At 49.8% G+C, this 14528-nt stretch carries 11 protein-coding genes; 6 read left to right on the top strand and 5 right to left on the bottom strand.

Features of this window, described 5'->3' with window-relative positions:
- Window positions 1–83: 83 nt before the first annotated feature.
- The 3 genes from NC981_RS00155 to NC981_RS00145 form a co-directional block, all read right to left on the bottom strand.
- Window positions 84–1319, bottom strand: a complete 1236-nt coding sequence (locus NC981_RS00155; protein ID WP_348241027.1) for a lipid-A-disaccharide synthase — start codon at window positions 1317–1319, stop codon at window positions 84–86.
- 60 nt (window positions 1320–1379) lie between these two features.
- Entirely contained in the window at window positions 1380–2903 is a 1524-nt protein-coding gene (locus tag NC981_RS00150; RefSeq protein WP_348241026.1) for a carotenoid oxygenase family protein, read from the bottom strand.
- A 100-nt stretch (window positions 2904–3003) separates the two neighbouring features.
- Window positions 3004–4428, bottom strand: a complete 1425-nt coding sequence (locus tag NC981_RS00145; RefSeq protein WP_348241025.1) for a folate/biopterin family MFS transporter — start codon at window positions 4426–4428, stop codon at window positions 3004–3006.
- 234 nt (window positions 4429–4662) lie between these two features.
- On the opposite strand from NC981_RS00145, the gene NC981_RS00140 reads away from it, so the two are divergent.
- On the top strand, window positions 4663–4842 hold the full coding sequence (locus NC981_RS00140) for a chlorophyll a/b-binding protein (RefSeq protein ID WP_190376308.1): 180 nt from the start codon (window positions 4663–4665) through the stop codon (window positions 4840–4842).
- A 78-nt stretch (window positions 4843–4920) separates the two neighbouring features.
- Here NC981_RS00140 and NC981_RS00135 read toward each other — a convergent pair whose 3' ends face one another.
- Complete coding sequence (locus tag NC981_RS00135; RefSeq protein ID WP_348241024.1) at window positions 4921–6318, bottom strand: DUF2079 domain-containing protein; 1398 nt, start codon at window positions 6316–6318, stop codon at window positions 4921–4923.
- Window positions 6319–6477: 159 nt separating this feature from the next.
- On the opposite strand from NC981_RS00135, the gene plsX reads away from it, so the two are divergent.
- From plsX to NC981_RS00110, 5 genes are read left to right on the top strand one after another with little or no spacing between them, the layout of a single operon-like run.
- A complete protein-coding gene (gene plsX / locus NC981_RS00130; RefSeq protein WP_190376372.1) occupies window positions 6478–7509 on the top strand; it encodes a phosphate acyltransferase PlsX in 1032 nt (343 codons plus the stop codon).
- A gap of 26 nt (window positions 7510–7535) precedes the next feature.
- A complete protein-coding gene (locus tag NC981_RS00125; protein WP_348242009.1) occupies window positions 7536–8534 on the top strand; it encodes a beta-ketoacyl-ACP synthase 3 in 999 nt (332 codons plus the stop codon).
- Window positions 8535–8561: 27 nt separating this feature from the next.
- Complete coding sequence (gene fabD / locus NC981_RS00120) at window positions 8562–9443, top strand: ACP S-malonyltransferase (protein WP_190376310.1); 882 nt, start codon at window positions 8562–8564, stop codon at window positions 9441–9443.
- Window positions 9444–9475: 32 nt separating this feature from the next.
- Window positions 9476–10114 (top strand): 1-acylglycerol-3-phosphate O-acyltransferase, encoded by a 639-nt coding sequence (locus NC981_RS00115; RefSeq protein WP_190376374.1) that lies wholly within the window; start codon window positions 9476–9478, stop codon window positions 10112–10114.
- Window positions 10115–10172: 58 nt separating this feature from the next.
- Window positions 10173–10874, top strand: coding sequence for a TIGR02466 family protein (locus NC981_RS00110; RefSeq protein ID WP_348241023.1), 702 nt, complete (start codon window positions 10173–10175; stop codon window positions 10872–10874).
- A 10-nt stretch (window positions 10875–10884) separates the two neighbouring features.
- Here the strand turns inward: NC981_RS00110 and uca are convergent, their stop codons facing one another.
- Window positions 10885–14490 carry an urea carboxylase gene (gene uca, locus NC981_RS00105; protein WP_348241022.1) on the bottom strand — a complete coding sequence of 1202 codons (3606 nt, stop codon included), beginning with the start codon at window positions 14488–14490 and terminating at the stop codon, window positions 10885–10887.
- Window positions 14491–14528: the final 38 nt, after the last annotated feature.

Here is a 14528-nt window from a genome sequence, read left to right as displayed (position 1 = left end):
TCAAATATTTGCGCGACCGCAAGGTGTTTAACACATTGTCTTGATCTCGGTTCCAGGATCATTGTCATTCATGACAGAAACCCCTAAAGTGCTAATTCTTCAGCGACGATCGCGACCAGTTTTTTCGCGGCTCCTGGTTCTCCCCGCACTCGTCTAAGTCGATCGCGCATCTGATCTAGCTTTTCGGGATGCTCAAGATAATCGATCGCCAGGTCTGCGACTTCCTGCGGCTTCAGTTTTCCAATTAGTTCTGGCACGATCATTTCTTTTGCCCAAATGTTGGGCCAAGCTAATAAGCCCAATCGCTTCAGCATCATCGAGTTGATCAGCTTTGCCATACTAGAGCCGACTCCCGGCAGATTAACAAGCAATCCTAAGAGTCCATCCCATGACCGCATCGCATCAAGTTGCTGTGTGGGTAAGATCACAATCATCGGCACAGCGAGCGATCCAAGCTCTGCGGTATTCGCGCCAACTGTTGTGATACACAATTGACACTGGGACAGCACTTCATAAACTGGAACCCGCTCCTCATTTCGAGATTGCCAAAGCTCGATCGCGACTCCATTCTGAGTTTTTAATATCAGTCGATCGCCTTGAATCAATTCGCCGGAAACGTTGCCCATGAGCGGCACGATCGGATTCTGTTCTGGATCAGCATACTTCGCTAAAGTGGGTAGATCTAACGTTGGAGCAACGGGGATCACAAATTGCGCTTGAGGACGATCGCGCTGAATTTCTTCAGCGATCGCCATCATGATCGGCACACCTTGCATCAGCTTTGAAGGCTTTGATCCCGGCAGCAGTCCGATGAATTCTTGTGAGGAAGGGCTTGTCTGTTGAGTCTGCACTTCTGCCATGAGATCCCCAACCACGCTGATTTTGTCTCTAAATTGAGTGGGGGCGCGATCGAGAATTTCCGATCGCATCACACCAAAGCGATCAATCCAGCGATGCCATCGGGCCTCCCATTCGGCATAAATCACGGTGCGATATCCCAACCGCTTGCCAATCACCACCGGGAAAAACTGATCGCCACCCAGAAAAATCACCACGCCGCGATCGTGCCAGTCCCAGTTGTCCGCTGTTTTTCCTCCTAGCAGAAACGGGAAAAAATGCTCTGCGGATTGAACGCGATCTACTTCGGGATAACTCCGGGCGATTTCCGCCTCTTGTCCACTAGCGTTCGGACAGGGAGACAGCACGATCGAAATTCGCGGCTCTGAACCGAGTTGCGCTCTGAGTTCCCGAACCGTGGGCTTTACCCAGGTTGCAAGTTCACCCGGAGCATTTGACAGAATCAGAATATCAACAGCCATAACAACAATCAGAATGGTACTTCTGATTATCAATGACGCAGTTCACACAAAAAAGAGCAATTATGACTCAAAGTAATGCGGCGTGAAGGTTCCGTGCAATCCATAGGGAATGTGGTGCTTCAGATGCAGCGTTGTAACAATGCTGAGATCTTTGGCATCGACAATGACCACGTCAGATCGATCGCGCTCTGTGTTAAACACCGTTGCAATCAACCATCCGTCATCTTCTTCGCCCTGCAACTCTGTGTAAAGTCCATCCTCAGAAGCGTTTCCACGTGGAACAAATACAGGTTCACTCACATATCCAGTGGGTGCAAAGCTGCAAAGCTGCCGCGCTCCAGTCTCGACATCGACTTTAACGATCGCTTGATGTGGTGCATTCCCTGTTTCCGCATGAGCCGCCGCCATGTAGATATAGCGATGTGGTCGTCCAGCTTTTGCCGGATGAATAAACGGAAATTCACAGCAGCGGGGTTCGAGTAGAGTGCGATCGACCTGACCCGTTTCTAAGTTCATGCGAAAACGCCACAGTTGACCGGGTGAAAGTGCATCAAACTCAGTTTCTCGGTAATCTGCACCAGGTTCAACAGCGGGCAAACTGGTGTAACAAACTGAATCAATCACAATCTCGCCCTCCTGCTCGAATGCGTTTGCATGATGAAACACAAAGCCGGATGGAGTTTCGAGAGTTTGAGGTTTTGCTTTAATCGCCGGATCGCGTGGAATGATCAGAACCTTTGTCGGTTGATCCGGCTGAAATTGAATGCATTCTCCTGCCGATCGCGTTCCTGCTAAAAACGGCAGCGGGTTAAACTTCACTGGATTCTGGAAGAAAATACAGTAGTTCGGCGTAATGGCAAAGTCATGAATAAAGGCAAATCCGGGCACCGGATAATCGTGCTGGCGAACAATATTGCCATCAACATCGAGTTCGTAGATTGCGATCGTAAACGATAGCCCTGCCTTGATCGAGAAATTCACCAAGCAAGGCTTGCCACCGTCAAATTTGCTCGACGGATCAATCCAGGGATGTGCCGCAAACGGTGCGCCTTTTCCTAGCTTGCCGTCGAAATACTCTAAACCCAGCGTTTCTAGAGTTTTTGGATCAAGTCGATGGGGTTCAGCCGCTTCCCACAATGCCAGCAGCTTACCGCCCCAGTAAATCACCTGCGTATTGGCGATATTCTTAATCCGGACATCAAAGGCATTCGCCAACCAACCGCCAGATTTCTGCGTCCCGAACACGCCGCGATAGAGAATTTTTCCAGCTTTCTGCTCCGCCAAATAGCCCTTAGTTCTGACAAACCGATTGCGGAAGTGAGCGCGTCCATCGTGAAAAGCGATCGCGCTAATCATGCCATCCCCATCAAACGGATGCTGAAATCTTTCGCCGTTGACCTCAAACAATCCAGGCCCATTTCTAAACAGCGTTCCGTTTAACTCGGCTGGCAGTTCGCCTTCAATCTCATCGATCCAGTAGTCATATTCTTGCGTGAGCGATCGATAGCCCCGCTGCCATTCTTTCGTGTTGTAAGCCTTGGTCGGAACCGTAGCCGCATGTTCAAAAAGCTGAAACCCTTGCATTGCTCTTTCGTACCTTTATCTTGATTTTTACTTGGCTTTTTAAATGAGAAGAACCCCGAATGTTTTCACAAATTCGGAGTTCTGATCCGCGGTGATTTAGCTACTCGATCGAAGTCTCCACCGTTTCACCTGCCACCGAAACTAAATTCGGCATAAATGCCTGTCCGATCGGTTTTGCCGGATCAGCTTCCAACGCAGGAAGATATTGAACGGTGGACGTTGTTGTATCTGCCCCAGGCAACCAGCCCAACAGCGGTAACGGCAACAACGTACTCAAATTCGTAATTAGCACCAAAATCCAGAGGTTATCGAAATTCGTATCAGTCACGCCCAGCCAGTGAGTTAACAGCGCACCGAACTCATACGACACCAGCCCCGATAAATTCACTACCGACATTAACAAAGCAAATAGTGTGGCTTCTACCCCCGGTGGGCAGAGTCTTGCTGCCAGCACCAACACAGGCATAAACGCGATCTGTCCCATCACCGTCAGAATTAAGCTGTCTCCCAAGCTAAACCAGCGATCGTCGATCCCCAACGCTCGATTGGTATGAGTCACAAGCAGCAGCATCGACAGCCCCAACACCGCCGAAATCACTGTAGACCAGCCGAAAATAGCGCGAAACGGCACAGCTTTGAGAAACCGCTGAAAAACCCAAATTCCGACTACCGAAGCGATGCTCGTCACCAATCGCACTCGCCCTAAAAACTCCGGCTCAAACCCTAATTCATTGGTTGAAAAGTAGAAAAACGAGGATTCAGCCGTGGGTGTCGCCTGCCATAAGAATAAAAACAAGGTCGGCAGCCAAATCGATTTCTGCGACACCGCTTGCTTAAGCTGCTTTAACTGATCGCCCACGATCGACCAATTCGCTTTCTCGGTGACGGGCGATTCTGCGATCAACCACGCCACACAAGACACAATCAGCGGAAACGTCGCCGTAATCCAAAAAATCGTCCGCGTGTCAAAATGCTGAAGCAGCGCACCGCTAAAATACGCCGTAATCAAGCCTCCCACGGCAGACGCGCCCCAACTGAGTGACTGGAGCGATCCCGCACCGCTCACTGATTCTCCTCGCGCCCGCTCGACCACTAGCGAATCCACAATCACATCGGCGATAGCGGTCGAGAGCGATCCGAGCGAAATCGCCAAAGTTGCTGCCCAGGCAGAATGCACAACGGTTGCAAGTAAAACCCAAGCGATCGCGCCTAGTATTCCTGACAAAACGAGATAAGGACGACGACGATATCCAAAGATCGGCAAGCCGTCCGAGATAAATCCAAACAGGGGTTTAATCATCCACGGCAGCGCGACAATTCCCAACAGCGCCGATACTTCCGCCGGGTTCAGGTGTAACTCGTCTTTGAGAAAGAAACTCACTGCCAAGCGAGCCAGCCCCAGAATTCCCTGAACAAAGTAGACCAGAAGAATCGCGATTAGCTCAGCAGAAGGCTCATGACCGAAAAACAGCTTTTCAGTAATCGAGTCTTTGAGTTTGTGATAGCGAGCGTCAGAGACAATCATTATTGATGATTCTTTACAATTATCAATCGCCTTGATCATATCGCTATATTCAAAACTAGCGCGAGTTTCAGCGGTTAAAGTTAAGCGATCGCTAATTTTTGCTGAGAATTTTCGGCTTGCAGTCGCTGCATGAATAAGATTTACGGATTAAATCCTCTGGCTTACGTAATACTTTGACACTTTTCGTTACATTAGTTAATATATTTCCAGCTAATGCGTTTCAGAGTAATAACCATGCAAGATACACAAAAGATGACGGCAACGGCTACGGAAGACCGCAATGCTTGGAGATTTGGCTTCACTCCGCAAGCCGAACTGTGGAATGGTCGGTTTGCAATGCTCGGTTTTGTCGCTGCTTTAGCTACGGAATACTTGACGGGTGGTGGAACGCTTCACTTCCTGGGTCTGATGTAATTTTTCCTCTAAATTCTGGTCAACCTTGAAAGCTAGTCTTGCGGGTATCTCTTTTGGGGGATGCCCGATTTTTTTGGCTCAAGCCGCCGATCGCTTCACAAATAAATAGACGCTGCTTCTTTGATACCGAAGCTCGAAGTCTGGATTGGCTTGAACTTGACTCAAAATCTGTTGAGCGAACTGTGAACTGCTTGCCCATCCCGGAAATGCTGGATTGAGTAGAACGTACTTAAAATCACTTAAGTTCGTCGCGGGTTCGCTGAGCTTGAGGTAGTCGATCGTCGTTCGATGCGCGAGGTGCGGCACAAGATAACTCGTCGTCAACACAGGCTCTTTAGTCGTAATTTGCGCGATCGCAGCATAAGTTTCCGATAGGATCGAAACGCGATCAAGGTAACGCGACCCAAAATAACCGAATTTCGCCAATGCTAAAAAACCAATCAGCGACCAGACCAGGATCAGGCGCGATCGTCGTCTTTGGGTTGCAACGGTTGAGATCGCCATCACCATCAAAAACGGCAGAATGGGCAGCGCATATTGATTCACTAGATCTCGCTGATTTGCAAACTCCGAGAGTAAATTCATTGCAAACACTGGAATGGTTGCTACAAGCGGCGCAAGATGACGCAGCGAAACACCCCAGCCAATCGGTGCCAAAACTAGCAAAAGATAAAGTAGGTTCTCGATCGAGAAAAGCCGTCTGACCCAAAGCCAAGGCTTTAAGCCCAAATTTTGTACAATCTCACCGATCGAAGCGCCCAAATAGCTGTAGCGCATGACAAAATCCGCTCCTGCGGGACGAAAGTGAGGAATAATCACCCCCGTTGCAATCGCAAACCAACTCACACCCAGAATGAGCGCGATCGCCCCAGATTTTTTACGCCCTTCAAACCCAATCAGCCAAACTCCCATTGCCGCGATCAACAGCGCCAAAGATGCCCGACACCCCAAAATCAGCACCATACACAGCGTAAACCAACCAATTCGATTTGATCTCGCCGTCCAAATTGCCGCAAAAAACAGTGGCAGAGCAATCACTTCAGGATGAAAATCAAACAGACTGAGATTAAAAACAAGTGGATAAAGTAAATAGGCAACGGCGATCGCATTCGATTTCTGGCGATCGAGTCCTGCCTGATGCGCCAAGTACCAAACGGGGATCGTCGCGATCGCAAACATGCCACTCTGGATTGCAAACAACCCATAAACGCTGGGAAAAATCTGATAAACGCCTGCGATCAGATACAAAATCCAAGCCGCATGATCGCCGAGAACGTGATAGGGGCGGAAAGACACGATCGGCGTTTTTCCCTGACTAATTAGATAAACTGCCTGATCGAAATAGCCTAAATCAAGCGCATTTGACTGCAACAGTAGATGTCGGATCACGCTAACAGCGAAAAACACCACAAAACTGGAGATCACAAGCGATCGCAAAAAATTTTCTGATTTCCAGAATCGGGGAATCCACTGCATAAATCCGGCATATCACAGGACGCAGATAGCCTAACCTGTTCCTTCACACTTCTCAAGATGTCCCCCTTGTGAGGCAGAATAAAGCAATTCGGATAGACAAGGGTGAGGGCATCATCCGCTTCTGATAAAATTTGGAAGGTTTTTAAGAACTTAGAGCCAATGGGATCAACGCGGGTACGAATTGCAATCGATGCAATGGGTGGAGATAACGCTCCCGACGAAATTGTCGCGGGAGCGGTGCGGGCACAGGCAGAACTCGATGTCGATGTCGTCTTGGTGGGTGATCCGCAACAGGTGGAAGCTGCTCTGAAGCATCATACGCAGTCTTCGGCAATTGAAATTGTGTCCTCGGAAGGCACGATCGCAATGGAAGAAGAGCCGCTGACGGCACTGCGTCGTAAGCCAAAAGCCTCAATCAATGTGGCAATGGATTTGGTGAAGCAAAAACAAGCGGATGCAGTGGTTTCGGCAGGGCATTCCGGTGCGGCAATGGCAGCAGCATTGCTGAGATTAGGACGCTTGAAAGGCATTGATCGCCCTGCGATCGGCGCTGTTTTGCCCACGCTAATCGCTGGCAAGCCTGTGCTAATTCTCGATGTCGGTGCCAACGTCGATTGTCGTCCCAAATTCCTAGAGCAGTTCGCCTTGATGGGCACGATCTATTCGCAATATGTCTTGGGCAATTCTGAGCCAAAAGTCGGCTTGCTTAACATTGGCGAAGAACCAAATAAAGGCAACGAACTCGCAATTCAGACCCATCAACTATTAACGGATAATCCACTGATTCCGTTCATTGGCAATGCAGAAGGGCGCGATGTGCTGTCTGGGCACTTTGATGTGATTGTTTGTGATGGCTTTGCCGGGAATGTGTTGCTGAAATTTGCTGAAGCGGTTGGTGAGGTAGCGCTACAGATTCTGCGCGAAGAGTTACCCCGTGGGCTACATGGCAAAGCGGGTGTCACCTTATTGCGCCCGAACCTGAAGCGAATCAAGCAGCGGATGGATCACGCAGAGCACGGGGGCGGATTGCTGCTCGGTGTCGATGGGGTCTGCATTATCAGTCACGGCAGTTCGCAGGCTCCGACGATTTTCAATGCTGCACGATTGGCGAAAGACGCGATCGACAACAATGTTTTAGACCGAATTCGCTCAAGCTACGATCCAACGGTTGCTGCGCGTTCTGACAGCTAACCTACGCACTGGAGTTAAAGATTTTGGTGGACTACTCAGGGGTTGGAATTGCCATTACGGGATGCGGATCAGCCGCACCGGAGACTGCGATCGACAACGATCGTTTAAGTGAAATCATGGACACTTCCGACGAATGGATTGCCTCACGCACCGGGATTCGGCAGCGACGGCTCAGCGATGCGTCTGGATCGCTCGTGCAGCTTGCGACCGAGGCGGCGAGGGGCGCGATCGAGATGGCGGGCATTGAGCCGATCGATCTAGATTTGATTTTGCTCGCGACTTCAACTCCAGACGATATGTTCGGCAGTGCGTGCCAGGTTCAAGCAGCCTTGGGAGCCTCGCAAGCGGTGGCATTTGATTTAACAGCGGCTTGTTCGGGGTTTGTGTTTGGGCTGGTGACTGCGGCGCAATATATTCGCACCGGAACTTACCGTAATGTGCTGCTGATCGGGGCGGATGTTCTATCGCGCTGGGTGGATTGGAGCGATCGCCGGACTTGCGTATTATTTGGCGACGGTGCGGGCGCGGTAGTCATGCAAGCGAATACGGTCGATCGCTTACTGGGATTTGAGCTGAGAAGCGATGGCAGTCAGCATCACTGCTTAAATCTGGCGTATTCAGGAGAGCCAAAAGCGTTACTGAACGACTGTGAAATCACCCAAGGGCAGTTTCGATCGTTAACGATGAACGGGCAGGAAGTGTATCGCTTTGCGGTCAAACGAGTGCCGGAAGTGATTGAAAAAGCGCTGTTTCGGGCAAATATCACTGTGGATGCGATCGACTGGCTGCTACTGCATCAAGCGAATCAGCGAATTTTGGATGCAGTCGCCCATCGTTTAGGAATTCCCTCGGAAAAAGTAATCAGCAATCTGGCAAAATACGGCAATACTTCAGCTGCATCAATTCCCCTCGCGCTCGATGAAGCTGTGCGGGGAGGAGCGGTAAAACTAGGGGAGACGATCGCGGTATCCGGCTTCGGCGCGGGCTTGACTTGGGGAGCCGCAGTTTTTCAATGGGGACGCTAACTCGATTCATGACAAATAATTAGGACAATGGTAAAAACGGCATGGGTGTTTCCTGGGCAGGGGTCTCAGGCGATCGGAATGGGACTCGATTTATTAGAGGTTCCCGCAGCAAAAGCGAAGTTTGCTCAGGCAGAAAAAATTCTCGGCTGGTCGGTGGTCGAGATTTGCCAAAGCACGGAAGATAAAGTGTCGCAAACGCTTTATACGCAGCCTTGTCTGTATGTGGTAGAGACGATTTTGGCGGATTTGCTGAAGGAGAAAGGTCGGTATCCTGACTACGTTGCAGGGCATAGTTTAGGCGAATATTCGGCGCTGTATGCAGCGGAAGTGTTTGATTTTGAAGCGGGACTGCGATTGATGCAGCGTCGGGCTGAGCTGATGGATAGCGCGTCGGATGGCATGATGGCAGCGCTGTTGGGGTTCGATCGCGATCAGCTTGAGGCAGTGCTGGCACAAACACCGGATGCGGTTCTGGCGAATGACAACAATTCAGGTCAGGTGGTCATTTCTGGAGTGCCTGCGGCGGTTGAAGCAGTGATGTCACAAGTGAAATCGAAAAGAGCGGTCAAATTGAATGTGAGCGGGGCGTTTCACTCGCCTCTGATGGCAGATGCGGCGGCGCAGTTCCAAACGGTGCTGGATTCAGTGAATTTCAAAGCAGCTCAAGTGCCAGTTTTGTCAAACGTTGATCCAATTCCAAGCCGGAATGCGGGTGAATTAAAAAGTCGGTTAAGTCGGCAGATGACGGGTTCGGTGCGGTGGCGCGAAATTTCGCTCAAATTTCTGGAAGAACAGGTCGATCGAGTCGTCGAAGTCGGTCCTGGAAAAGTTTTGACGGGAATTATTAAGCGCACTTGTCCCGATCTCGTGTTAGAAAATGTGAGCAGTCTTGCTGACATCCCCGTATGAGAGAAACGCCCACCCGCCCTGTGAACGCTGAAATTTCACCCGATCGCGAACCTTTGATCAGTTTGATTCTGTATCACCTGTTCAAATGGTCGATCGTGTCTCCGGTGCTGCACACCTATTTTCGCGGTCGCATCTACGGAGCGGAGAATGTGCCGAAACAGGGGCGGCTCCTAGTCGTGAGCAATCATGCCAGCGATTTCGATCCGCCGTTGTTGTCTTGTGCGATCGGTCGTCCGGTCGCTTATATGGCGAAAGAAGAACTGTTCAACGTTCCTGTTCTGAAGCAGGCGATTAAGGCATACGGGGCATATCCGGTCAAGCGAGGAACTGCCGATCGCTCAGCGATGAAAGCGGCGATGGCTTCGATCGAGTCCGGTTGGGCGACGGGTGTGTTTCTCGATGGCACTCGCACTACTGACGGTCGAATTGCTGATCCGAAATTAGGAGCCGCTTGGATTGCGGCAAAAACGAATTCGCCTTTAATTCCAGTGAGCTTGTGGGGAACGCATCAGATATTCAAGCCTGGAAGCGCGATTCCGCGCCCTGTGCCGATTACGATTCGGATCGGGGAAGTCATTGACGCGCCGCAGAGTAGCGATCGATCTGAGCTTGAGGAAATCACTCAGCGATGCGCTGCTGCAATTCATGCGTTACATGATTTAGGACGGTGACGAATTGAGCCGAGACAACTGCTACACTCGATCGGGCGAAGGATTAGAAGGATAGCGAATGCCGATCGAGACTTGGTTTCCTCTAGCGATTTATTATGAGGACTTGCCAGATGCCGCGAAACATCAACAAAGTTTGATCAAGGCGGTACTACAGCTAGAGAAAGAAGCAATCGAACCCCGGAACTATCCGGAGATGGCTTGGACAGGAGACATTCACGGCGTTAATCAGATTCATACTCATCCCGCTTTTGAATGGATTGTGAAACAAGTCGAGCAGCACGTCGCCGCTTATCTACAAGACATCGGCGTGGATTTGAGCAAAGTGGATCTGTACATCCAAAGAGCGTGGCCCATTGTCTCGCGCAGTGAACAAGAAATCGGCGCTCATTCCCACAATACGGCTCATATTAGTGCGGTTTACTATATTCAGGTGCCGACTGACGAAATGGGCGATCCAGGAAGTTTAGTCTTCTTCAATGATGCGCGAGTGAATGAAGTTTGTCCGGGACTGGGAAGCGAGAATACGGATATTGTCGATTCAGATAACTATCTGAATCAGCTTTATGCCGCTTATCCACCCGTAGAGGGACGGCTACTGATCTTTCCAGCGAAACAGCGTCATGCAGTGACAATGAATGAGACAGAGGAATTGCGGATGTCTTTGTCCTTTGACATTGTGGTGACAGCAACAGGAACCGCGGCAGGCGTATATGAGTTTCTAACGCCGCCGCCGCCGCAATGGAAGAAATTTTCTGGTTAGCAAAGGTTCCTCATGACCGGATAGCGAGTAGAACCTGACCTGCGGAAACCGTCTGCCCCTGAACGCAGTAAAGTTCTGTAATGGTTCCTGCTTCGTCTGCGGTCACTGCAATTTCCATTTTCATTGCTTCTAAAATTACTAAGCGATCGCCTTCTGCAACTACATCTCCTGGCTTGACCAAGACTTGCCAGACATTTGCAGAAACATGAGCAACGACGGCTTCACTATCTGGAGGCAGAACAATCTCAGGTGTTTCTTCCTGATCAGCTTGTGCTTCTTCGAGGGTTTCTTGGCGGGTAAATTCTCCGGCCGCTTCCCAGCGATCGCGCTCTGCTTGGAATGCGGCACGTTGTTTCCCTCTAAATGCAGCAATCTCATCCGCATTCGATTTGAGAAACTCATTGTATTTTCTCAAACTAAAGGTTTCTTCTTCGATTCTGAGCTTCAGTTTGCCTTGAATTAAAGCTTCTCGATCGCGTAGCAATTGTTCTGCTGAAACCGGATAGTATCGAATCTGATCAAAGAACCGCAATAACCAAGGCTGTGTAAAGTCCTCTGTTTGCTTGTAACGGTTCCAAATTGGTACGGTGCGTCCTACAAATTGATAGCCACCCGGACCTTCCATGCCATAGATGCACATATAAGCCCCACCAATCCCGACTGCATTTTCTGGTGTCCAAGTGCGAGCAGGATTGTACTTCGTGGTGACGAGACGATGCCGTGGATCAAGCGGTGTAGCAACAGGTGCACCGAGATACACATCTCCTAATCCTAAAACTAGATAGCTTGCATTAAACACAATGTCTTTGACTTGCTCGATGCTATCTAAGCCATTAATGCGGCGAATGAATTCGATGTTACTTGGACACCAAGGCGCATCGGGTCGCACCGACTGCATATATTTCTGAATGGCTAACTGGGTCGATTCATCATTCCAAGAAAGTGGTAGATAAACAATGCGAGTCGGGACTTCGATCGTATCAATGTTCGGAAGTTCTGATTCAGCTTTAGTCAGAATTGCAATCAGTTCTTGAACGGGAAGAGTGCGACTATCGTAGTGAATTTGAAGCGATCGAATTCCCGGTGTGAGATCAATAATGCCCGGAATATGGTTCTCTTGCAGCCATTGAACTAAGGCATGAACACAGAATCGTAAGTTCAGATCCAGTACCAGATCGCCATATTCAACGAGAAGATACTTATCTCCAGCTTGACGATAGGTTACGGGAATTTGATCCGCATCAAAAATCCGATCCAGAATCGGGGAATGTTCTGTAACTTGCAGCGGTGCAGATTTAGGTAACGGAGTGAGTGTTGCGATCGCGCTATCCTGAGCAAGTTCCCGATCGCGGGCTTCCGTCGCGCTTAACCGATAAAACCGAACGCTATCCCCTGGTTTTAACTGTCCAATTTTCCAGAGTTCAGACTGTACGATCGTTGCTGGACAAACGAATCCTCCTAAACTGGGTCCATCATGGGCAAGGATGATCGGCATATCACCTGTAAAGTCAACGGTGCCGATCGCATAAGCATTATCGTGAATGTTCGACGGATGTAATCCTGCTTCACCGCCATCGGTTCGCGCCCATTTCGGTTTCGGTCCGATGAGACGAATTCCTGTTCGAGCGGAGTTGTGGTGGATTGTCCAATCGGTTGAGAAGAACATATCAATGTCTTCGGGTGTGAAGAAGTCCGGCGCACCATGCGGACCATACATCACTCCGATATTCCATTGAGTCGAGCATTGTTCTTTGTACTGTTGAACTAACTTAGATGAACAGTGTTGAGCTGAAAGTTCGCTTGTGGGTTTCTCAATGTGTAGAACGTCCCCGGTTCTGAGAGTTCGTCCTGCATGTCCGCCAAATTTCCCCAGCGTAAAGGTCGATCGACTGCCCAGATACTCTGGCACATCCAAACCATTCTGAACAGCGATGTAAGTTCGATATCCATCGCCTTGAATTCCTTTAAGCTTCAGGGTGCTCCCTGCTTTGACTTCAATTGCTGTCCAAAATTCAACAGGTTGCCCGTTCAGAGTTGCCTTCATGGTTGCGCCTGTAAGCGCGATCGTTGTATCACAGTTAAATCGCAGCGTTGGACCTGTCGCGGTACATTCTAAACCTGCTGCGGATTCAGGGTTCCCTACAATTCGGTTTGCCACTCGGAAGGCAAAATGATCCATCGGACCCGATGGAGGCACACCAATATCCCAATATCCCAACCGTCCTGGATAGTCTTGAACGGTGGTGTAAGTTCCAGGCTCTAGAATGTCGATCGTTCTCGGCTTGTACTCGAATGAGTTGAGAAACTTTGTGCTGATCGTTCCTGCTTGGAACTTGGGAGCAGCAATCACCTGCTTCAGATAGTCTAAGTTCGTTTCGATGCCTGCTATCGTTGATTGCTCTAAGGCAGATTGAAGGGCTGCGATCGCGGAGGTGCGATCGTCACTACGAACAATCACTTTTGCCAGAAGCGGATCATAAAACGGTGTTACCTCAGTCCCCGCTTCAATCCAAGCATCAATGCGAACCGAAGCCGGAAAATCAACGGCATTCAACAGTCCAGAACTCGGCTGAAAGTTCTTGTTCGCGTCTTCTGCATACAATCGCACCTGAATCGAATGACCTTGCGGACGATGCTGATAAGCTTTGATAAACTCGGTCTCACCTGCTGCCACTCGGATCATCCATTCAACGAGATCAACGTCGCTAACTTCTTCCGTGACACCATGTTCAACCTGCAAGCGAGTGTTGACTTCTAGAAAATAGAACTGTTGTGCTTCGACATCAAACACATATTCGACAGTTCCCGCCGATCGATAGTTCACTGCTTTCCCAAGTCGAATCGCCGCGTCAATCAATCCCTGTCTCAACTCATCAGAAACTCCTGGTGCGGGCGTTTCTTCAATCACTTTCTGATTGCGTCGCTGCGTGGAACAGTCCCGCTCACCTAGCGCAATTACATTCCCGGTGCCATCCCCAAAGATCTGAACTTCAATATGTCTTGCAGTTTGAATGTATTTTTCTAGGAAAATTCCGCTTTGCTTGAAGTTAGATTGACTCAAGCGCTGAACTTTCTCATACGCATCGAATAGTTCTGCTTCACTCATGCATACCTGCATCCCGATGCCACCGCCCCCTGCGGTACTCTTGAGCATCACCGGATAACCGATCGTACTCGCCACTTCTCGTGCCTGCTCTAAACTCTCAAGCAAAGAACTCCCCGACAGCATCGGCACTTGATTCTGTTGAGCAATTTCCCGCGCCGTATGCTTCAACCCGAACTGCCTCAACTGCTCTGGAGTCGGACCAATAAACGCAATTCCTGCGGCTTCACAGGCTTCGGCAAACTCAGCATTCTCGCTCAAGAAGCCATAACCCGGATGAATCGCATCTGCACCCGTTTGTTTGGCAACTTCGAGAATGCGATCGTACTTCAGATAGCTCTCTGCAACCGGAGCCGCCCCGATGTGGACTGCTTCCGTCGCCATTGAGACGTGCTGAGCATGAGCATCTGCATCCGAGTAGACTGCAACCGAAGGAATGTTTAAGCGATTGAGCGTCCGAATCACTCGACAAGCAATTTCGCCTCGATTAGCAATCAGAACTTTGTTGAACATAGAAAGACTACCGATGTTTGATCACGAGCTTTAGCACT

This window comes from Leptolyngbya sp. DQ-M1, assembly GCF_039962505.1.
Classification (GTDB): Bacteria; Cyanobacteriota; Cyanobacteriia; order Leptolyngbyales; family Leptolyngbyaceae; genus Leptolyngbya.
This window is presented reverse-complemented; position numbering and strand designations above follow the sequence as displayed.

Excerpts from the sequence above, each read along its gene's own strand:
- NC981_RS00155 (WP_348241027.1), bottom strand. The coding sequence starts at position 1,319 with ATGGCTGTTGATATTCTGATTCTGTCAAATGCTCCGGGTGAACTTGCA.
- NC981_RS00150 (WP_348241026.1), bottom strand. The coding sequence starts at position 2,903 with ATGCAAGGGTTTCAGCTTTTTGAACATGCGGCTACGGTTCCGACCAAG.
- NC981_RS00145 (WP_348241025.1), bottom strand. The coding sequence starts at position 4,428 with ATGATTGTCTCTGACGCTCGCTATCACAAACTCAAAGACTCGATTACT.
- NC981_RS00140 (WP_190376308.1), top strand. The coding sequence starts at position 4,663 with ATGCAAGATACACAAAAGATGACGGCAACGGCTACGGAAGACCGCAAT.
- NC981_RS00135 (WP_348241024.1), bottom strand. The coding sequence starts at position 6,318 with ATGCAGTGGATTCCCCGATTCTGGAAATCAGAAAATTTTTTGCGATCG.
- plsX (WP_190376372.1), top strand. The coding sequence starts at position 6,478 with ATGGGATCAACGCGGGTACGAATTGCAATCGATGCAATGGGTGGAGAT.
- fabD (WP_190376310.1), top strand. The coding sequence starts at position 8,562 with ATGGTAAAAACGGCATGGGTGTTTCCTGGGCAGGGGTCTCAGGCGATC.
- NC981_RS00110 (WP_348241023.1), top strand. The coding sequence starts at position 10,173 with ATGCCGATCGAGACTTGGTTTCCTCTAGCGATTTATTATGAGGACTTG.
- uca (WP_348241022.1), bottom strand. The coding sequence starts at position 14,490 with ATGTTCAACAAAGTTCTGATTGCTAATCGAGGCGAAATTGCTTGTCGA.